This window comes from Bradyrhizobium sp. LTSP885, assembly GCF_000938305.1.
Taxonomy (GTDB): domain Bacteria; phylum Pseudomonadota; class Alphaproteobacteria; order Rhizobiales; family Xanthobacteraceae; genus Bradyrhizobium.
Window position 1 is genome coordinate 63,282 of sequence record NZ_JYMT01000017.1, and the last position, 18,906, is coordinate 82,187.

Here is an 18,906-nt window from a genome sequence, read left to right on the forward strand (position 1 = left end):
TTTCGAGCGAAGTGGGCCCGGTTCGCGTGAAGAAAACGCGTCAGAACAAGAATTTGGAGCCCTGTTCCGATTCCATCGGAACAGGGCTCTGGAAATTTCGCTGTCATTTCAGCGAGGCCAAGGTCTCGCCAGAGCGCGGCAATGTTTGTATGGTGCGGCCCGAATTGGGGATTTCGTCGTGACTAGCAAGACAAGCCTGACCCGGTCGGGATGGGCCATCATTGTGCTCTGCGCCACAGCTCTCGTGCTTGGCGGCTGTGGCCGCAAGGGACCGCTCGATCTGCCGCCGACGGCGTCGAACACGGCGCCAACGGCGACCGGTGACACCGAGACCGAGCGCGCGAGCCAGCCCAGCCTGTTCAATCCGAGCTACGGATCGGACGCCGCGCCGGCCGCGTCGAAAGGCACCAAAAAGCCCTTTATCCTCGATCCGATCCTCAATAGTAACTAAGCCGTAGAGTCCGGGCGCCGCCGCTCCAGCCCTCGCCTGACGCGTTGTCCCGACGCGGACCGGACCCACCTCGCTTAAAGCGCCATCGAGCGAACCATGAACCATTTCGACTATCGCAACGGCGTGCTGCACGCCGAGGGCGTCAACCTCATCGCGCTTGCGGAAGCCGTCGGCACGCCGTTCTACTGCTATTCGACGGCGACGCTGGAGCGCCACTACCGCGTCTTCACCGAAGCTTTCGCCGGCGAGAAGACCCTCGTCTGCTACGCGATGAAGGCGAATTCCAACCAGTCGGTGCTGCGCACGCTGGCCAAGTTAGGAGCCGGTGCTGACGTGGTCTCCGGCGGTGAATTGAAGCGAGCGCTGGCCGCCGGCATTCCGCCTTCGAAGATCCTGTTCTCCGGTGTCGGCAAGACCGAGGCCGAGCTGCGCGCTGCACTCGCCGCCGACATCCTCTGCATCAACATCGAGTCCGAGCCCGAGCTCGAGCTGCTGTCGCGGCTCGCGGTCGAGATCGGCAAGACCGCGCGCATCTCGGTGCGGGTCAATCCCGACGTCGACGCCGGCACGCATGCCAAGATCGCCACCGGCAAGTCGGAGAACAAGTTCGGCATTCCGCTGGCGCGGGCGCGCAAGGTCTATGCGCGCGCGGCGCAGCTGCCGGGCATCGAGGTGACCGGCACCGATGTGCATATCGGCAGCCAGATCACGGATCTCGGACCGCTCGAGGCCGCCTTCCGGCTGCTCGCCGAGTTCGTGCAGACGCTGCGCGCCGACGGCCACACCATCTCGCATGTCGATTTCGGCGGCGGCCTCGGCATTCCCTATCATCTGGATCGCGCCGCGCCGCCGGTGCCCGCCGCCTATGCCGCGATGGTCAAGCGCGTGACGCACAATCTCGGCTGCACGCTGATGTTCGAGCCGGGCCGCATGATCGTCGGCAATGCCGGCATCCTCGTGTCCCGCGTGATCCATGTGAAGCCGGGCGATGCGAAGAACTTCGTGATCATCGACGCCGCGATGAACGATTTGATCCGGCCGACGCTGTACGAGGCGCATCACGACATCCTGCCGGTGCGCGCGCCGGCCGAGGGCACGCCGGCCATCATCGCCGACGTGGTCGGGCCGGTCTGCGAGACCGGCGATTACCTCGCACTCGATCGCACGCTGCCGCGGCCGAAGGCCGGCGATCTCCTTGCGATCATGACCGCCGGCGCCTATGGCGCGGTGCAGTCCGGCACCTACAACACGCGGGCCCTGGTGCCGGAAGTGCTGGTCAAGGACGACCAGTACGCGATCGTCCGCCCGCGCATCGACGTCGACGCGCTGATCGCGATGGACAAGCCCGCGCCGTGGCTGTGACACGCTGAACCCACAACATTCTCGGTGTCGTCCCGGCTTTTGCCGGGACGACAATTGTTATTCGCCGGCATCGCACGCCTCACGGTCCGTACTTGGGCGCCGGCGTCTGGTTGTGGTCGTTCTCATCGACGATGCAGGTGAAGTTTGCCGCAATGCTGGTGCTGCCGCTGCCGTTGTACTTCGCGACCTTGGGGAAGACGCAGAGCGGCCGGGTCATCTGAACCGCGGGCGGCGTATCGGCGACGAATTTTGTCGCGACGATGGTTTGCGGCGCGACGCCGGTCTCGACCCAGTTGACCAGCGGCGTGAGCGCGTCGAACGTGTTGGGGCCGGGTCCGCCGGAGCAGTGGTACATCCCCGGCACCATGAACAGCCGGGCGTAGGTCTGGGTCCGCTGCAGCGCCGGGTTGCCACCCGGGAAGAAACCAGCCTGCTGGAATCCGCGGCCGTCGTTCCCGACCAGCGCATTGAAGTAGTTGATGCTGCTCTGCGATGGGATCAGCGGGTCGGCCCAGCCATGATACATCAACAGCTTGCCGCCATGTTCCCGGAACTCACCGAGATCGGTGCTGGTCGCGTTCAGCACCGCGGCAAGCTGGTCGTGGACGGTGTCGACGGCGTGGTGGAAGTTGAAATTCGCGAAATTGACCGAACTTGCCGGGTAGCCGAAGCTCGGTCCGAACACCCAATAGAACAGGCCGTCGAAGGCAGGCTCTGGAAGTCGCTCCTGGAATGCGAGGCCCAGCGCGAGGATGTCGTCGGTTTCGTTGCCGCGTTCGGAGCCCGGATTGATGAGCTGTCCGTTCACCGGGTCGATCGTGCCGGCGTAGTATTTCTGCATGGTCGCGACCTGGTCGGCGGTCAGGCATGCCGGCGGCAGTTGGCCGCCGGTGCACAGCAGCGCCTTTGGATCAAAGCGACAGTCGCGCGGATCGGTCAGGAACTGGTCGGTGCTGGCGCCGCCGTCCTGGCCGACGCACTGCTTGATCACGGCCTGATTGATCAGCGTCATCTGGCCGGCCTGGATGAATCGGCCGGGGCTCGCATGCGTGTTTTGCCAGCCCGCAAGCCCGGCCATGTGCAGGTGGGTGCGGTTGAACGCTGCGGCGCCCGCGAGAATGCCGTCATAGTCATTGGGGAAGCGCTGCGCCTCCATCAGGGCGTTCTGGCCGCCGGTGGAGCAGCCGGCGAAATAGGCCCTTTGCGCCCGCTTCCCGTAGAACGCGTTGGCGATCTCCTTGCCGTGCACCGTCATCAGGTGGATCGCCCGGAAGCCGAAATCCTTGATCCGCTCAGGATGCCCGAACAGTCCGGTCGACGGCGTCGTCGGATCGCCGAAGTCAATGGCGAGCGCGTTGCCCATGTTGCCGCTTGAACCGCAGAACAGCGGATTGCAGCCCGAGGATCCGGTGCCGAGATCGCTGTTGGTCGCGGCAAAGCCGGCTTTGATGCCGGCGGCAAGCTCGGTGTAGGTGATCTGACCCTGGAAGCCGCCGCCGCCGGTGCCGAGGAACCTGCCGTTCCACGCGCCCTCGGGCAGCCAGACCTCGATCTTGATGCTGGAATCGGAACTCGGGGTCAGAGTCGCGGTGACCCGGCAGAACGGCGGAAGGCCCGTGATTGGGCTGGAGCCGGGGACGACAAAGGTTCCCGTGGTGTTGTCTACAGCAGAATTGATCGTGGCGTACTGCAGTTGCAGGGATTGGAGATTGCTGCACGGCGTCGCCGCCGCGGGTGAGCTTCCGATCGCGACACCGGCAAACAGGGCCATGGTCGCGCCGACGAGAGTGGGTCGATGACGCCTCATTCTGTCCTCCCTGATTTTTTGTAGTTGTGGGACCGGCAGGATAGCCAACCAGGATCACAACTCAAGGATGAACTCGCGCGAAGACGTCAGAGGCCCACAAGGGAGGCGATCCGAGTATTTACTTGGCAGCGTGGCTGCCCTTTCCACCGCCGCCGACAATCACGCCCGCCGCTTTCTCGATCGGCTTGATCGCTTCGGTGAAATCCGACTCCGGCCCCTGGTCGCGGATGATGGTTTCCCAGATGCGGCCGACCGCCTCAGCCACTTCCATCGAGAGCCCGAGCGACCGCATCTCTTCCACCGCAAGCCGAATGTCCTTCACCATCAGCCCGGTGGCGAAACCGAAGTCGAAGGTGCGCGGCAGCACGGCACGCGGAAACTTGTCGCGGCTCGCGGTGTTCAGCCCCGAGCCCGCATTGATGACATCGATCATGACGGCCGGATCGAGCCCCGATTTGACGCCCATCACCACCGCCTCCGATGTCGCGACCATCGCGGTCGCCGAGAGGAAGTTGTTGGCGAGCTTCATGGTCTGGCCGGCGCCCGGCTTGGTGCCGATGAAGAACACCTTGCCGATGACGTCGAGCGCGGGTTTCACCAGTTCGAAGTCGGCTTTCGGGCCCGACACCATCACCGCCAGCGTGCCCTTCTCGGCGCCGCCGACGCCGCCGGAGACCGGGCTGTCGATCTGCACGATGTTCTGCTTTGCCAGTAGATCATGAATCTTCACCGCCATCTGCGAACCGACGGTGGAGAGATCGATGAAGCGCTTGACGCGCGTGCCCTCGATCACGCCGCCTGTGCCGGTCGCGACCTCGAGCGAGGCCTGCAGCGAGGGCAGGCTCGCCATCACGGTCTCGACGCGATCGGCGATGTCCTTTGGTGACGATGCCGCCTCGGCGCCCAGCGCCACGAGCTTGTCGACGGCGTTCTTCTGCGTGTCGAACACGGTGAGCGTGTGACCGGCCTCGATCAGCCGGCGCGCCATCGGGAAACCCATTTTCCCGAGGCCGATGAATCCGATGTCCATGGTGTTCTTCTTTCCCTTGCGTCATTGCGAGGAGCGAAGCGACGAAGCAATCCATGCCTCAGCTTGTGGCGCTATGGATTGCTTCGCTTCGCTCGCAATGACGGCGCAAACGGCTGTTGTTAGGCCTTGTTATCGATCTCGGCGAACACTTCGCGGGCGATGCGAAAACTGTCGACGCCGGCGGGGATGCCGGCATAGATCGACACCTGCATGAAGATCTCGCGGATCTCGTCGCGGCTGACGCCGTTGGTCAGCGCGCCCTTGATGTGCGCCTTCAATTCGTGCGGCCGGTTCAGGATCGAGATCATGGCGAGGTTGAGCATGCTGCGGGTCTTGTGCGGCAGTTCCTCGCGGCCCCACACCGCGCCCCAGCAATATTCGGTGACGAGTTCCTGGAACGGCTTGTTGAAGCTGTCGGCGTTCTTCAGCGCGTTGTTGACATAGGCCTCGCCGAGCACGGCCTTGCGGATCTCGAGCCCCTTGTCGTGCGTCTTCTGGTCCATGACGTTTCCTCATAGGTTAAGGCGATGGTTCGGCCTTGTTCCATCCTGGACGTTACGGGGTCGGACCGCCGCAGTCACGCCTTCGTGTTATGCGTATTTCCCGGTGTGGGTTACGCGCCGAAACGGGTGCCTCGATGCCGCCGTTGTGCTAGGCTGACCCGCCGGCGACTTGGAGATTTGATTGAGCGGCGCCAATCTCGACCCATCAGAGAACCCGTCACGTGGCGTGACCGACAGCGATGCGATCGCGCGGCTGAAGCTGACGCAGGCTCTGCAGCGGGCAAAGTTATCGATCGCATGGGAACGGGCCTGGCCGCATCTGGCGCGATTCCTGACGGTCGCCGGTCTGTTCCTGGTCGCATCATGGGCCGGGCTGTGGCAGGTGCTGCCGTTTGTCGTACGGCTGGCCGGTACCGCCTTGTTTGCGCTCGCCGCGCTGGCGGCGCTATCGCCGCTGGTCCGTTTCCGCTGGCCGACCCGTGAGGAGGGCCTGAGCCGGCTCGACCGCGGCGCCGGCATTCGCCATCGTCCGGCGACCACGCTCTCCGACACGCTGACGACGCAGGATCCGTTCGCCCGCGCGCTGTGGCAGGCGCAGCGCGAGCGCACGCTGGCCTCGATCAAGCGGATCCGCGCCGGCCTGCCGCAGCCGAAGCTCTCGATCCACGATCCCTGGGCGCTGCGGGCGCTTGTCATCGTGATGCTGGTGGCAACCTATGTCGCGGCCGGCGACGAGCGCGGCCTGCGGATCGCCTCCGCGTTCGACTGGAACGGCATCATGGCGCCGGCCAACATCCGGGTCGACGCCTGGGTGACGCCGCCGAATTACACCGGCAAGCCGCCGATTATCCTGTCGAACGCCAACAAGGACGCCACGGCGGCCGACAATGGCCCGCTCGCGGTTCCGGCCGGCTCTACGCTTTTGGTGCGCTCCAGCGGCGGCACCATTGACGTCGTGGTCGGTGGCAGCGTGACCGAAATTGCGCCGAGCGAGGAGGCGCCCAAGGGCACCAACGAGCGGCATTTCAAGATTGCCGGCGACGGCACTGCGCATGTCCGCGCCCCGGCCGGCCAGCCGCTGTGGAAGTTCACCGCGAGCCCCGACCGCCCGCCGACCATCGCGCTCGCCAAGGATCCGGAGCGGCAGGCGCGCGGCGCGATGCAGCTGTCCTACAAGCTCGAGGACGATTACGGCGTCACCGAAGCCCGCGCGCAGGTCGCGCTCCGCCCGGGGGAAGCTCAGAAGGATCCGAGCCGCGACGCTGCCAAGGATACCGCAAAGGACGCCACCAAGACCGCCGAGACGCATCCGCTGTTCGATCCGCCCCAATTCCCGCTGGTGCTGCCGAACGCCCGCACCCGCAACGGTGTCGGCCAGATGGTGAAGGACCTCAGCGAAGACCCTTACGCCGGCGCCGACGTGACGCTGACGCTGACGGCAAAGGATGAGGCCGGCAATGAGGGCAGGAGCGAGCCGTTCAACATGCGGCTGCCCGAGCGTCTCTTCACCAAACCCCTGGCGCGCGCGCTGATCGAGCAGCGCCGGATTCTCGCGCTCGACGCCAACCAGAATTCGCAGGTCTTCACCGCGCTCGACGCGCTGATGATCGCGCCCGAATTGTTCACGCCGGAGACCGGCTACTATCTCGGCCTCTACAGCGTGGCCCGGCAGCTCGAGGCGGCACGCACCGACGATCAGCTGCGCGAAGTGGTCGTGAGCATGTGGGCGCTCGCCGTCACCATCGAGGATGGCAACATCACCGACGTCGACAAGGCGCTGCGTGCGGCGCAGGACGCGCTCAAGCAGGCGCTGGAGCAGGGCGCGACCAACGAGGAGATCAAGAAGCTCACCGACAATCTGCGCGCCGCGCTGGATAATTTCCTGCGCCAGCTCGCCGAGCAATTCCGCAACAACCCGCAGCAACTGGCCCGGCCGCTCGATCCCAACACCAAGATGTTGAGCCAGAACGACCTGAAGAACATGCTCGACCGCATGGAGCGTCTGTCCAAATCCGGCGACAAGGAGGCTGCCAAGCAGCTGCTCGAGCAGATGCAGCAGATGCTCGAGAACCTGCAGATGGCGCAGCCCCAGCAGGGTGACCAGGACATGGAGCAGGCGCTCAACGAGCTCGGCGACATGATCCGTAAGCAGCAGCAGTTGCGCGACAAGACCTACAAGCAGGGCCAGGATTCGCGGCGCGACCGCATGCGCGGCAAGCAGGGCGACCAGTCGATGTCCGACCTGCAGCAGGACCAGCAGGGCCTGCGCGACCGGCTCAAGAAGCTGCAGGACGAACTCGCCAAGCGCGGCATGGGACCGGATCAGCGCGGCCAGAAAGGCCAGAAGGGCGATCAGGGCCAACAAGGCCAGCAGGGGGCCGAGCAAGGCGACCAGAGCGGCGACGAAGACGGCCTCGATCAGGCCGATTCCGCGATGGGCGACGCCGGCGGACGGCTCGGCGAAGGCAATGCTGACGGCGCGGTGGATTCGCAGGGGCGTGCGCTGGACGCGTTGCGCAAGGGCGCCCAGAGCCTCGCCGACGCCATGCAGCCAGGCGACGGCGACCAGCCCGGCGATGGCCCCGGCAACCGCGCCGGCCGCCAGCAGAGCGGCGGCAGCCAGACCGATCCGCTCGGCCGTCCCTTGCATGGCCGCGAATTCGGCGACGATTACACGGTGAAGATTCCCGGCGAGATCGACGTGCAGCGCGTGCGCCGCATCCTCGAGGAACTGCGCCGCCGCCTCGCCGACCCGTCGCGGCCGCAGATCGAGCTCGACTACATCGAGCGGCTGCTGAAGGATTATTGAGTTTTTGCCGCGCGCTCCGCTGTCATCGCCCGGCTTGTCCGGGCGACCCAGTATTCCAGAGACGTCAGCGATTGAATCGAGAGGTCTCGGCGTACTGGATACCCCGCATGCGCGGGGTATGACACCTTGTGTGCGTTAGGCCGCTCGGGCGTTACGTCTTTCGCGCCGCCAGCGCGTCGGCCACCGCGGTGCGGATGTCGGCCACCGAAAACGGCTTTGTCACCACGTCATGCACGATCGCATTGAGGCCTGAGGCGCGCTCGCGCTGGTCGGCGAAGCCGGTCATCAGCAGGATCTTCAAATCCGGGAAGTCGCGCGCAGCAGTGAGCGCCAGCGCGATACCGTCCATCACGGGCATCTGGATGTCGGTAAGCAGGAGGTCGAATGCGCCCTCGTCACGCGTCAGCAGCTCCAGCGCTTCGGCGCCGTCCTGCGCGGTGACGATCTCGTGGCCGTCCATCGCGATGGCGCGTGCCACCAGCGTGCGCATGGAGTCTTCGTCGTCGGCGATCAGGATACGCGGCATGATGAGCGGTCAGTTCCAGGAAACGGCGGCGCCTCGCCTCAGGCCCGGCCGCCGGTGAGATCGTGCTTGTTGAAGAAGCGGACGTCGATATCGCGGCCTTCGGGCGGCGGCGAGGCGAGCCTCGACTTGAAGAAGGCCTGTTCGCCGGGATTGAGCGCCGCCTGTTCCAGCACTGCGTTCCAGGCGTAGATTTCGGCGCCTTGTGCGTCGCGGACCGCGAAGCGCAGCCGCGGCAGCTCGACCGCCTTGCGGGTCTGGCCGACGATCATGCCCTCGATCACCAGCACCGGCTTGCCGTCGACGGTCTCGTTGGTGATCTTGAGGTCCTTGAACGCGAGCCCGCGCAGATTCACCTCGATCCCGACCATCTTGTAGAACAGCGCCGTCTGCGGCAGCAGCCGCACCACATCGTTGCGCCAGACGAAGAGCGCAACGATCAGCGCGGCCATGGCCGCGCAGGTCGTCGGCAGGGTGCCGATCACCGGCATGAAGGGAATTCGGGGCAGCGACGGCAGCCGGAACAGGTTCGGACGGAACAGGCTCGGCAGCCGGAAGCGGCGTTTGGCCCCGGCCGAATCATGGGCGGCACTGGCGTCGAGATGGGCCTCGGCATCCTCCTTGGCCACCGCCGGCCAGTCGGCGTCGGCAGCATCTTGGCCCTCCGGCCAGTCGGCCGAAATCGAGGGGCTGTCGACCACCGGGGCCTCCCCGCCGACCTCCTCCCGGGCCATCGCCTCCCATTCGGCGGCGGCGTCGGAGCCGGCGGACTGGCTTGCGCCCGCCATCGCTGGCATTGCGGCGTCGACCGCATCCTCCGGCCGCGCCAGCCAGACCTCCTTGCAGCGGGAACAGCGCACGGTTCGCCCGGCGTCGCCCAGGGTGGCCAGATTGATGGCGTAGGATGTTGTACAATGCGGGCAAACGATGTGCATGGAGCCCTATCTCCACCGTGTCTCTGCCCGGATGCTACAGAGCGACCGTTAACGAATCGGAAACCATAACCGAAGCACAACCCTTTTGTGCGGTTTGCGGCCGGTTCGCCGGTCTCAGGGCCCATTGTGCAGGGTTTTGGGCGATCGCCCCTCTCGCACGGAGCTAGCGCTTGGTTCGGTTCGAAAATGTCGGTTTGCGCTACGGGCTCGGCCCGGAGATTTTGCGCGACCTCTCCTTCATGATCCCGGCGCATTCGTTCCAGTTCCTCACCGGGCCGTCGGGCGCCGGCAAGACCTCGCTGCTGCGGCTGTTGTTCCTGTCGATGCGGCCGACCCGCGGGCTGGTCAATTTGTTCGGCCACGACGTTTCGCTGCTCGGCAAGGATCAGATTGCCGATTTGCGCAAGCGGATCGGCATCGTGCTGCAGGACTTCCGCCTGCTCGACCACATGACGACCTACGAGAATGTCGCGCTGCCGTTCCGCGTGATGGGCCGCGAGGAATCCAGTTATCGCCGCGAGGTAATCGACCTGCTGAAATGGGTCGGCCTCGGCGAACGCATGGACGCGCTGCCGCCGATCCTGTCGGGCGGCGAGAAGCAGCGCGCCGCGATCGCGCGCGCGGTGATCTCGCGGCCGCAATTGCTGCTGGCGGACGAGCCGACCGGCAGCGTCGATCCGACGCTCGGGCGGCGCCTGCTGCGTCTGTTTATCGAGCTCAACAAGTCCGGCACCGCCGTCATCATCGCGACCCACGATATCACGCTGATGGATCAATACGAGGCGCGGCGGCTGGTGCTGCATCAGGGACGGCTGCACATCTATGAGTAGGAACGGCGACGAGCAGGTCTCGCTGGTCGATCTCGGGCGCGAACGCCCGCAGGTCCCGGCCACGGCGCGCAACATGTCGCCGATCGTGCCGCGCGCCTCGATCTCCGGCCGCGCGCTGGTCGCGGTGGTCGCGATCATGACCTTCCTCGCCTCGATCACGACCGGCGCCGTGCTGCTGGTCAGCGCGTCGGCCGCCGAATGGCAATCGGAGGTCTCGAGCGAGATCACCATCCAGGTGCGGCCCGCGGCCAGTCGCGACCTCGACCGCGACGCGCAGGCAGCAGTGGATGCGATGCGCGCGCAGCCTGGAATCCTCGAGGTCCGACCGTTCAGCAAGGAGGAGTCGGCCAAGCTGCTGGAGCCGTGGCTCGGCAGCGGGCTCTCGATCGATGAATTGCCGGTGCCGCGCGTCATCGTGGCGCGGGTGCAGCCCGGCACGACGCTCGATCTCGCCGCGCTGCGCGCCCGGGTGACGCAGGCGGCGCCGTCGGCAAGCGTCGACGATCACCGGGCCTGGATCGAGCGCATGCGCTCGATGACCGGCGCCACCGTGTTCGCCGGCATCGGCATCCTGATTCTCGTGATCATCGCCACCATCATCTCGGTGTCGTTCGCCACGCGCGGCGCGATGGCGGCCAACCGCCCGATCGTCGAGGTGCTGCATTTCGTCGGCGCCGGCGACACCTATATCGCCAACCGCTTCCTGCGGCATTTCCTCAGGCTCGGTTTCGAGGGCGGGCTGATCGGCGGCGGCGCGGCGATGCTGGCGTTCGGCTTCTCCGAATCGATCGCCAACTGGTTCTCCGGCACGCCGGTGGGCGACCAGTTCGCGGCGCTGCTCGGTACGTTCTCGCTGCGTCCGTTGGGCTATCTGGCGCTGGCGGCGCAGGCGGCGCTGATCGCCATCATCACCGCATGGGCGTCGCGGCGCACCCTGTTTGCGACCCTTGATGACATCGAGTGACGGCCGCAAGCGGACGTCACGCGGCTCCATCGTTTGAGCATGATCCTTGCAGATACCGTGCACTTATAGGCCGGAAAAACCGGTTTCCACTTTTCCGGATCATGCTCTAAAATTGGCACCGGGGAAGGACCGCTGCATCACATGAGTTCGCAGACCGACGATACGTCGCCGAACGGCCGTGCCGCGCGCCCGCGGGGCTGGCTGCGCGCGACCGTGGTCACGTCGCTGGCGCTGGCCTTCGTCGTCGCGGCCATGGGCTTTGTCGGCTTTATCTCGCAACTGCGCGGCGTCGAGACCGATCCGCCTCATCAGGCCGACGGGATTGTGGTGCTGACCGGCGGCTCCTCGCGGGTGTCGGATGCGATGGAATTGCTGGCCGCGGGCTACGGCAAGCGGCTGTTGATCTCGGGCGTGCATCCGACCAATGAGGCCAGCGATATCTCGCGCTCGCTGCCCGACAGCCAGAAGCTGATGCACTGCTGCGTCGATCTCGACCGTTCGGCGGTCAATACCCGCAGCAATGCCGCGGAGACCCGCCGCTGGGTACGCGAGCGCGGCTTCAAGTCGCTGATCGTGGTGACGTCCAACTACCACATGCCGCGGGCGATCGTGGAACTGTCGCATGCGATGCCCGATGTGACGCTGATTCCGTTCGCCGTCGTCGGCGACAAATGGCGCGACGAACCTTGGTGGACGAGTGGCGCGACGTTCCGTCTGCTGCTATCGGAATACGCCAAATATGTCGCGGCGGAGGTGCGGGTTCGGCTGGCCGATGTCGGCCTCGATTTGACCTCCGATCTCGGTGAGCCGGCGGCCGTGCCGCGCCGTCCGACCACGGCGCTGGCCAATTGATGTATCAGGCACCGTCATTCCGGGATGGTGCGCGAGCACCAGACCCGGAATCTCGAGATTCCGGGTTCGCTTCGCGCCCCGGAATGACGGTGACCTCGTAGAGGATAGTCTTTGAGATGGCTTTGATCTTCCTGCGCTCGCTCGTCTTCAACGTGCTGTTCTACATCGTGCTGGTGCTGCTGATGGTCGTCGCGATCCCGACGCTGCTGCTGCCGCGATGGGGAGTGATGGGGCTGGAGGCGGTGTGGGCGCATATCAGCCTGTTCCTGATGCGCGTGATCTGCAACATCAGGATCGAGTTCCGCGGCATGGAGAAGATCCCGCAGGGCGCGCTGATCATTGCCTCGAAACACCAGTCGTTCTGGGAGACCTTCGCGCTGGTGCGCTTTTTCGATCGGCCGCTGTTCATCCTGAAGCGCGAGCTGATGATGATCCCGGTGTTCGGCTGGTGCCTGAAGAAGGCCGGCATGATCTCGGTCGAGCGGAGCGGCGGTCCGCGCTCGCTGCTGAAGACGCTGAAGCGCGCGGCGGGCGAGGTGAAGCGCGGCCGTCAGCTCATCATCTTTCCGGAAGGCACGCGCACTGCGCCCGGTGCACCGCCGAACTACAAGGCCGGCGTCGGCCAGATCTATGTCGAGAGCGGCGTGCCGTGCCTGCCGGTCGCGCTCAATTCCGGGCTGTTCTGGCCGCGCCGCACCTTCATGCGCTATCCGGGGACGTTGGTGGTCGAATTCCTGGATCCATTGCCGCCGGGATTGCCGCGCGACGAATTCCTCAAACGCCTGCGCGAGCAGATCGAAACCGCCACCAACCGCATTGTCGAGGCCGGGCGCGCCGAACAGGCGCAATTGTTCGGCGGGGTGCCGAGCCGGGCGAAGGGTTAGGCTGGCCCCCCTGAGCGCCAGCTCTCAACGCCGGGCGATGAGTTGAAGCAGATCGTCAGGTCCCGGCACCGCCCCCGTTTCGCGCAGCCAGGTTTCCGACAACTCCCTGACCTCGCCCGGGGTTATGCCGAAATGCCGGCGGAATGCGCGGACGAAGCTGGAATCGCTGCTGAACTGAAGGTCGAGGGCAAGGTCGATCAGGCGGTTGCTTCGCGATCTCGGCGACACAAGCAGCCTCAAGGCGCGATTGAGCCGCTGCTCCTGGATGTAGCGTGCCAGGCCGCCATCTGCTTCGAACAACCGGTACAGGCTGGCCCGCGAAATTTCAAAGCGACGGCAGAGATCGTCGGCCACAAGGGACGGCGTCTCGAGATTGGCCGCGATATAGCGCTTGATCATCGCGCGATACAGATGGTGCTCGGCGCGCTCGACGTCGCCCTCCGTATCCGCCGCGCGGCCGGCAACCCCGGCGATGATGTCGGCCATTGCCTCGATCGTCGCGGCGAGGGCCTCGGCGCTCGGCGCCACTTGCTCCCAAAGCGCAGAGAGCTGGCTTGCCAGCAGGCGCGCGTGGTGGTGGCTGGCCGGCAGGAGGACGGCCGTCGCCGAGTCCGGGTGTGCCAGCTTCGGCGCGAGGAGGCTAAGTTGCAGGATGAGCACCAGCGTCCGGCTGCGGCCGCGCTCCGCCGTCAATACCGTGCGGTTGGGCTGCGCCATGTCGAGCAGGCAGACATCGCCCGGCCGCAATGTAACGTCGCGCCGTCCCGACGAGAAACCCATTTCGCCCGCAAGACAAAGCGCGATGTGATAGTGATCGAGATTGCCGCGGGCGATATGCGCGGGCGTCCGGTGATATTCGAGCGCGGATGTGGAGCTGTCGACCAGCAGGGCGTCGCCGCTCATGAGCATCGTCGACGACAGGTAGAAATCATTCTCCGCGGTCAACGGAATCACGTTGCAGATACCGGTGGTAGCCTCGCGCAGCTGTTGCAAGCCTGCCGCGCCGTGCCTCTCGTGTCCGAATTTGCTCAAGGGCGCGGGCGTGCCGCCTAAATTGGGGTCGACGGGGCGGGACTGCAAGAAACTTACTCTCGATTTCCGGCGGGCGCATACAGGACGAAGAGCAGCTGTAGCGATCCGAAATTCGCCGCGCAAGTGACATCGGCAAGTCATATCGGCAAGTCATATCGGCAAGTCATATCGGTATGAGAGGCGCGTACGCCGTCGGCCGCCGACTGGCGCTGTGCCGCTTGCGTGAGCAGTCCGCCGAGCGGCGCGCTATTTCACCAGCCTGAACTTTCCGCCCTCGACCTTGATGAGAAAGGCGGAACGCTCGTCGTAGCCATTGTGGTCGGTCGGGCTCATCGTCGAGAGGCCGTTGTTCAGATAGACGTCCTTGCCGCGCTCCAGCTCGTCACGAAGTGCTGCGCGAAATTCCGGCGTGCCGGGCTTGGCAGTCTTCAACGCGCTCGCCGCCGCCCGCTTGAACAGCGAGATCGCGTCCCACAGATGGGCGGCGAAGATGTTCGGCTTCTGCCCGTTGACCTTCTCGTAGTCCGAGACGAACGCGTCACGTGCCTGCCGGAACGGATCGTTCGGCGGCAGATCGTCCGCAATGGTGAAGGCTTCCCCGGTGAACACGGCGCCCTCGACGTTGGCGCCGCCGAGCTTGATGAATTCTTCCGTTGCGACCCCGTGGGTCTGGAAGATCTTGCCGGCATAGCCGCGTTCGCGCAGCGCCTCCTGCGGCAGCACGGCCGGCGTGCCGGCGGAGGCGATGAACACCGCGTCGGGATTGGTCCCCAGCACCTTGAGGGCCTGGCCGGTGGCGCTGGTGTCGGCGCGTGCGTAGACCTCATGCGTGGTAACGGTCAGGCCAAGCGTCGGCGCGAGCCGGGAGATTTCCTTGTAATAGCCTTCGCCATATCCGTCAGACACGCCGATATAGCCGAGGGTCTTGATGCCGGATTTCGCGATGTATTTGAGGATCGCCGCCGCCATCAGATCGTCGTTGGGCACGACCTTGAAGGCCCATCTGCGGCGGTCATCGATCGGCTGCACGATCGCGGTTGCGGCCGCCAGCGAGATGATCGGCGTTTTTGATTCCAGCGCGACGTCGAGCATCGGCATGGTCACGGGGGTCAGCGAGGAGCCGATCAGGATGTCGACGCCGTCCTGGATCACCAGGCGCCGGGCGTTCTGGGTGCCCTTGGTGGGGTCGGATTCGTCGTCGAGCGTGACGTAGACGATCTTTTCACCCCCGACCTCCTTCGGAAGCGCCGAGATCGCGCGCATCTGGGGCCCGCCGAGCGCCGAGCCCGGTCCGGAGGCGGACACCACGATTCCGACCTTGATGTCGGCATTCGCCTGCGAGGCCAGCAGCACCGTGCTCGCGGCGATCCAAAGTCCGGCAACAGCCAGCTTCATTGCACATCCTCCCGGGAAGGTCTTTTTTGTTGTCCGGCCCAAACTAGCCGGTCAATCCGGTTTCGCATAATTGATTTCGCAGGTCCCGTCTGTCCCTCCGAATAGGGACATTGGGCGGATGCAGCACGGCGGCAGGCGCCGCGCGTGGCCGCCACTCACCCCGCGCTGCGCGCGGCCCGTCGTCTTTGGCGCCAGTGCCGGGCGCGGTCGAGATAGAGATAGACCACCGGAGTGGTATAGAGCGTCAGGATCTGGCTCAGGATCAGCCCGCCGAAGATCGCGATGCCGAGCGGCTGGCGCAGCTCGCTGCCCTCGCCCATGCCGATCATCAGCGGCACCGCGCCGAACAGCGCCGCCAGCGTCGTCATCATGATCGGGCGGAAGCGCATCACACAGGCCTCAAAGATCGCCTCGCGCGACGACAGCCCGCGCTGACGCTCGGCATCGACCGCAAAGTCGATCATCATGATGGCGTTCTTCTTCACGATGCCGATCAGCAGAACCACCCCGATCGCGCCGATGATGTCGAACTCGGTATGGAACAGCAGCAGCGCCGCCACCGCACCGACGCCGGCGGAGGGCAAAGTGGACAGGATCGTGAGTGGGTGAACGTAACTCTCGTAGAGCATGCCGAGCGAGATGTAGATCGTCGCCAGCGCCGCAAGGATCAGGAACGGCTCGCTCGCCAACGATTGCTGGAAGATCTTGGCCGCCCCCGAAAATGCGCCATGAATGCCCGCCGGCATGCCGATCTGGCGCATCGTCGTCTCGATCGTCGTCGTCGCCGTGCTCAGCGAGACGCCTGGCGGGGTATTGAACGAAACGGTGCTGGCGACCAGCAGGTCCTGGTGGTTGACGGCGAGCGGCGTCACGCCCTCCTCGAATCGCGCCACGCTGGACAGCGGAATCATCGTCTCCTGGCTGGTGCTGACGGCGGTTCCGGTCGAAGCGACCCCCTTGCCGGTGGCGCCGATCGAATTGGTCGCCTGATTGCGCACCGCATTGGCCGCGACCGAACTGATCGACGTCTTCTGCGAGGACGAGGCGACCGTTCCGGCCACCGCATTGGTGGTTTGCGAGCCGCTCGCCGATCCGCCCGTGGTCGAGATATAGATCTCCTTCAAGGTCTGCGGATTCCGCGAGTAGGGCGGCGCCACCTCCATGATCACATGATACTGGTTGCGCGCGACGAAGATCGTCGAGACCTGTCGCTGCCCGAAGGCATCGTAGAGCGTGTTGTCGAGCTGGCTGACCGAGATCCCGAGTCTGGCGGCGGTATCGCGATCGATGAGCAGGTTGGATTGCAGCGCCTTGTTCTGCTGGTCGCTGTTGACGTCGGCAAGCGTCGGCTCCTTCTGCAGCGCCGCGACGAGCTTCGGCGTCCATTCATTGAGCTCCTCGAATGTCGAGCCCTGCAGCGTGTATTGATACGCCGCATTGCCGGAACGTCCGCCGGCGCCGAGGTCGCCGATCGATTGCAGGAACAGGGTGGCGCCCGCCACGACAGCCAGTGGATCGCGCAATCGTTCGATCACCTGATCGGCCCGCAGCTTGCGCTCGCCGATCGGCTTCAGCGAGGCGAACACCGTGCCGGTGTTGGTCGCGCCGCCCGGGCCAGCACCGCCGCCGCCGGTGAAGCCGACGGCGGTGTCGACCGCCGGATCGCTTTTGACGATGTCGATGTACTGGGTGAGCTTCTCGCGCATCAATTGAAACGAGGTGTGTTGATCGGCCTGGATCGACCCGATCAACAGTCCGGTATCCTGTTGCGGGACGAAGCCCTTCGGGACCACCGCGTAGAGATGGAAGTTCAGGTAGAGCGTCGAGGCCAGGACCAGCATCACCAGCAGCGGATGGCGCAGCGCGATCGCGAGCGTCCGCTGATAGAAGCTCAGCATCAGCTCGAAGATGCGCTCGCTGATCCGATAGATCCGCCCATGCGGCCGGCCGCGCTCGTCGCGCAGCAGTACTGCGCACATCATCGGCGTCGTCGTCAGCGAGACCACCAGCGAGATCACGATCGCGATCGTGATCGTCATGGCGAATTCGCGGAACAGACGGCCGACCAGGCCGCCCATCAGCAGGATCGGAACGAACACCGCGATCAGCGACACGCTCATCGACAGCACGGTAAACCCGACCTCGCGGGCGCCGAGCAGCGTGGCCTCCATCCGCGCCATTCCGGCGTCCATGTGGCGGGTGATGTTTTCCAGGACGACGATGGCGTCGTCGACCACGAACCCGGTCGCCACCGTCAGCGCCATCAGGGAGAAGATGTCGAGGCTATAGCCCATGAGATACATCACGGCGAAGGTCGCGATCAATGACACCGCCACCGCCACGACCGGCACCAGCGTGGCACGCGCGTTGCGCAGGAACGCGAACACCACCAGGATCACCAGGGCAACCGCGATCAGCAGCGTGATCTCGACGTCGCGCAGCGACGCGCGGATCGTCTTCGAGCGGTCGACCGCCAGCGTGACGTCGATGGCGGGTGACACCGAGGCCTGCAGCTGCGGCATCAGCGCCTTCACACGGTCGACCATCTGGATGATATTGGCGCCGGCTTGGCGGTACACGATCATCACGACGGCGGGCTTGCCGTTGGACAGGCCGATCGTGCGGACATTTTCCACGGAATCGATGACGTCGCCGACATCGGTGAGGCGCACCGCCGCGCCGTTGCGGTAGGCGACGACCAGCGGCTTGTAGTCGTCCGCCTTAGTCGCCTGGTCGTTGGCATAAAGCTGGTAGCGCTGGCTTCCGACGTCGATGCCGCCCTTCGGGCTGTGGGCATTGGCGCCGGCGAGCGCGGCACGGACATCCTCCAGGCCGATGCCGTATTTGAACAGCGCCGGAGGGATCAGCTCGACGCGCACGGCGGGCAGCGATCCGCCGCCGACCGAGACTTCGCCGACGCCCTCGACCTGCGACAGCTTTTGGGCGAGCACGGTCGAGGCCGCGTCGTAAAGCTGGGCGGGCACCAGGGTATCCGACGTCAAGGTGTAGATCAGGATCGGCGCCGAGGCGGGATTGAACTTGCGGTAGGTCGGATTGCTGCGCAGGTTGGTCGGCAGGTCGGCGCGCGCCGCATTGATGGCGGCCTGGACGTCGCGCGCGGCGCCGTTGATGTCGCGACCGATATCGAACTGCAGGATGACGCGGGCCGAGCCGAGCGAGCTTACCGAGGTCATTTCGGTGACGCTGGCGATCTGGCCGAGGTGCCGCTCGAGCGGGCTTGCGACCGTGGTGGCCACGTCGGCAGGGCTGGCGCCGGGCAACGTCGCCTGCACCTGGATAGTCGGAATATCGACATCGGGCAGCGGCGAGACCGGCAGCTTGAAAAATGCGATCGCCCCCGCCACCACGAGCCCGAGCGACAGCAGGGTGGTGGCGACTGGACGGCGGATGAAAGGGGCGGAGAGGTTCATAACCTTGGCGATCGACGTCCTTGCGGACCAGCTTCTATCCGTCGGCGCCGCAATGCAAAAGCTTAAATGTCACAGGGCACCGCCATACGGCCGCCGTG

General features: G+C 65.4%; 15 protein-coding genes. 7 read left to right on the forward strand and 8 right to left on the reverse strand.

Annotated elements, in window-relative coordinates:
- Window positions 1-178 precede the first annotated feature (178 nt).
- Entirely contained in the window at window positions 179-451 is a 273-nt protein-coding gene (lptM, locus tag UP09_RS10820) for an LPS translocon maturation chaperone LptM (RefSeq protein WP_044538141.1), read from the forward strand.
- A gap of 96 nt (window positions 452-547) precedes the next feature.
- Window positions 548-1,813 carry a diaminopimelate decarboxylase gene (gene lysA, locus UP09_RS10825; protein WP_044538142.1) on the forward strand — a complete coding sequence of 422 codons (1,266 nt, stop codon included), beginning with the start codon at window positions 548-550 and terminating at the stop codon, window positions 1,811-1,813.
- Window positions 1,814-1,892: 79 nt separating this feature from the next.
- Here the strand turns inward: lysA and UP09_RS10830 are convergent, their stop codons facing one another.
- The 3 genes from UP09_RS10830 to UP09_RS10840 form a co-directional block, all read right to left on the reverse strand.
- Window positions 1,893-3,620, reverse strand: coding sequence for a tannase/feruloyl esterase family alpha/beta hydrolase (locus tag UP09_RS10830; RefSeq protein WP_044538143.1), 1,728 nt, complete (start codon window positions 3,618-3,620; stop codon window positions 1,893-1,895).
- Window positions 3,621-3,738: 118 nt separating this feature from the next.
- Window positions 3,739-4,650, reverse strand: coding sequence for an NAD(P)-dependent oxidoreductase (locus UP09_RS10835; RefSeq protein WP_044538145.1), 912 nt, complete (start codon window positions 4,648-4,650; stop codon window positions 3,739-3,741).
- Window positions 4,651-4,769: 119 nt separating this feature from the next.
- Window positions 4,770-5,153 (reverse strand): carboxymuconolactone decarboxylase family protein, encoded by a 384-nt coding sequence (locus UP09_RS10840; protein WP_044538146.1) that lies wholly within the window; start codon window positions 5,151-5,153, stop codon window positions 4,770-4,772.
- Window positions 5,154-5,334: 181 nt separating this feature from the next.
- On the opposite strand from UP09_RS10840, the gene UP09_RS10845 reads away from it, so the two are divergent.
- Window positions 5,335-7,962 carry a TIGR02302 family protein gene (locus UP09_RS10845; protein WP_044538147.1) on the forward strand — a complete coding sequence of 876 codons (2,628 nt, stop codon included), beginning with the start codon at window positions 5,335-5,337 and terminating at the stop codon, window positions 7,960-7,962.
- A gap of 151 nt (window positions 7,963-8,113) precedes the next feature.
- Here UP09_RS10845 and UP09_RS10850 read toward each other — a convergent pair whose 3' ends face one another.
- Together UP09_RS10850 and UP09_RS10855 are read right to left on the reverse strand one after the other, a co-directional pair.
- Window positions 8,114-8,488 carry a response regulator gene (locus UP09_RS10850; protein ID WP_044538148.1) on the reverse strand — a complete coding sequence of 125 codons (375 nt, stop codon included), beginning with the start codon at window positions 8,486-8,488 and terminating at the stop codon, window positions 8,114-8,116.
- Window positions 8,489-8,526: 38 nt separating this feature from the next.
- Window positions 8,527-9,420 carry an MJ0042-type zinc finger domain-containing protein gene (locus UP09_RS10855; RefSeq protein ID WP_044538149.1) on the reverse strand — a complete coding sequence of 298 codons (894 nt, stop codon included), beginning with the start codon at window positions 9,418-9,420 and terminating at the stop codon, window positions 8,527-8,529.
- A gap of 170 nt (window positions 9,421-9,590) precedes the next feature.
- Here UP09_RS10855 and ftsE point away from each other — a divergent pair, with 170 nt between their 5' ends.
- From ftsE to UP09_RS10875, 4 genes are all read left to right on the forward strand, one after another.
- A complete protein-coding gene (gene ftsE, locus UP09_RS10860; protein ID WP_044538151.1) occupies window positions 9,591-10,250 on the forward strand; it encodes a cell division ATP-binding protein FtsE in 660 nt (219 codons plus the stop codon).
- Window positions 10,243-11,214, forward strand: a complete 972-nt coding sequence (locus UP09_RS10865; RefSeq protein WP_044538152.1) for a cell division protein FtsX — start codon at window positions 10,243-10,245, stop codon at window positions 11,212-11,214. The genes ftsE and UP09_RS10865 overlap by 8 nt, the downstream gene beginning before the upstream one ends.
- A gap of 141 nt (window positions 11,215-11,355) precedes the next feature.
- Window positions 11,356-12,066: a YdcF family protein gene (locus UP09_RS10870; RefSeq protein WP_044538153.1), complete on the forward strand. Its 711-nt coding sequence runs from the start codon at window positions 11,356-11,358 to the stop codon at window positions 12,064-12,066.
- A gap of 116 nt (window positions 12,067-12,182) precedes the next feature.
- Complete coding sequence (locus UP09_RS10875; RefSeq protein WP_044538154.1) at window positions 12,183-12,950, forward strand: lysophospholipid acyltransferase family protein; 768 nt, start codon at window positions 12,183-12,185, stop codon at window positions 12,948-12,950.
- Window positions 12,951-12,974: 24 nt separating this feature from the next.
- On the opposite strand, the gene UP09_RS10880 is transcribed toward UP09_RS10875, so the two are convergent.
- The 3 genes from UP09_RS10880 to UP09_RS10890 all read right to left on the reverse strand — a co-directional run bounded on the left by UP09_RS10880 (window position 12,975) and on the right by UP09_RS10890 (window position 18,808).
- Window positions 12,975-13,943 carry a helix-turn-helix domain-containing protein gene (locus tag UP09_RS10880; protein ID WP_245301886.1) on the reverse strand — a complete coding sequence of 323 codons (969 nt, stop codon included), beginning with the start codon at window positions 13,941-13,943 and terminating at the stop codon, window positions 12,975-12,977.
- Between the two features lie 285 nt (window positions 13,944-14,228).
- Window positions 14,229-15,377: an ABC transporter substrate-binding protein gene (locus UP09_RS10885; protein WP_044538156.1), complete on the reverse strand. Its 1,149-nt coding sequence runs from the start codon at window positions 15,375-15,377 to the stop codon at window positions 14,229-14,231.
- A gap of 155 nt (window positions 15,378-15,532) precedes the next feature.
- Window positions 15,533-18,808: an efflux RND transporter permease subunit gene (locus tag UP09_RS10890; protein WP_044538157.1), complete on the reverse strand. Its 3,276-nt coding sequence runs from the start codon at window positions 18,806-18,808 to the stop codon at window positions 15,533-15,535.
- Window positions 18,809-18,906: the final 98 nt, after the last annotated feature.

Coding starts and splice junctions, on each gene's coding strand:
- UP09_RS10870 (WP_044538153.1), top strand. CDS start 11,356: ATGAGTTCGCAGACCGACGATACGTCGCCGAACGGCCGTGCCGCGCGC.
- UP09_RS10835 (WP_044538145.1), bottom strand. CDS start 4,650: ATGGACATCGGATTCATCGGCCTCGGGAAAATGGGTTTCCCGATGGCG.
- UP09_RS10865 (WP_044538152.1), top strand. CDS start 10,243: ATGAGTAGGAACGGCGACGAGCAGGTCTCGCTGGTCGATCTCGGGCGC.
- UP09_RS10875 (WP_044538154.1), top strand. CDS start 12,183: ATGGCTTTGATCTTCCTGCGCTCGCTCGTCTTCAACGTGCTGTTCTAC.
- UP09_RS10855 (WP_044538149.1), bottom strand. CDS start 9,420: ATGCACATCGTTTGCCCGCATTGTACAACATCCTACGCCATCAATCTG.
- UP09_RS10890 (WP_044538157.1), bottom strand. CDS start 18,808: ATGAACCTCTCCGCCCCTTTCATCCGCCGTCCAGTCGCCACCACCCTG.
- UP09_RS10840 (WP_044538146.1), bottom strand. CDS start 5,153: ATGGACCAGAAGACGCACGACAAGGGGCTCGAGATCCGCAAGGCCGTG.
- lysA (WP_044538142.1), top strand. CDS start 548: ATGAACCATTTCGACTATCGCAACGGCGTGCTGCACGCCGAGGGCGTC.
- UP09_RS10850 (WP_044538148.1), bottom strand. CDS start 8,488: ATGCCGCGTATCCTGATCGCCGACGACGAAGACTCCATGCGCACGCTG.
- UP09_RS10885 (WP_044538156.1), bottom strand. CDS start 15,377: ATGAAGCTGGCTGTTGCCGGACTTTGGATCGCCGCGAGCACGGTGCTG.
- UP09_RS10830 (WP_044538143.1), bottom strand. CDS start 3,620: ATGAGGCGTCATCGACCCACTCTCGTCGGCGCGACCATGGCCCTGTTT.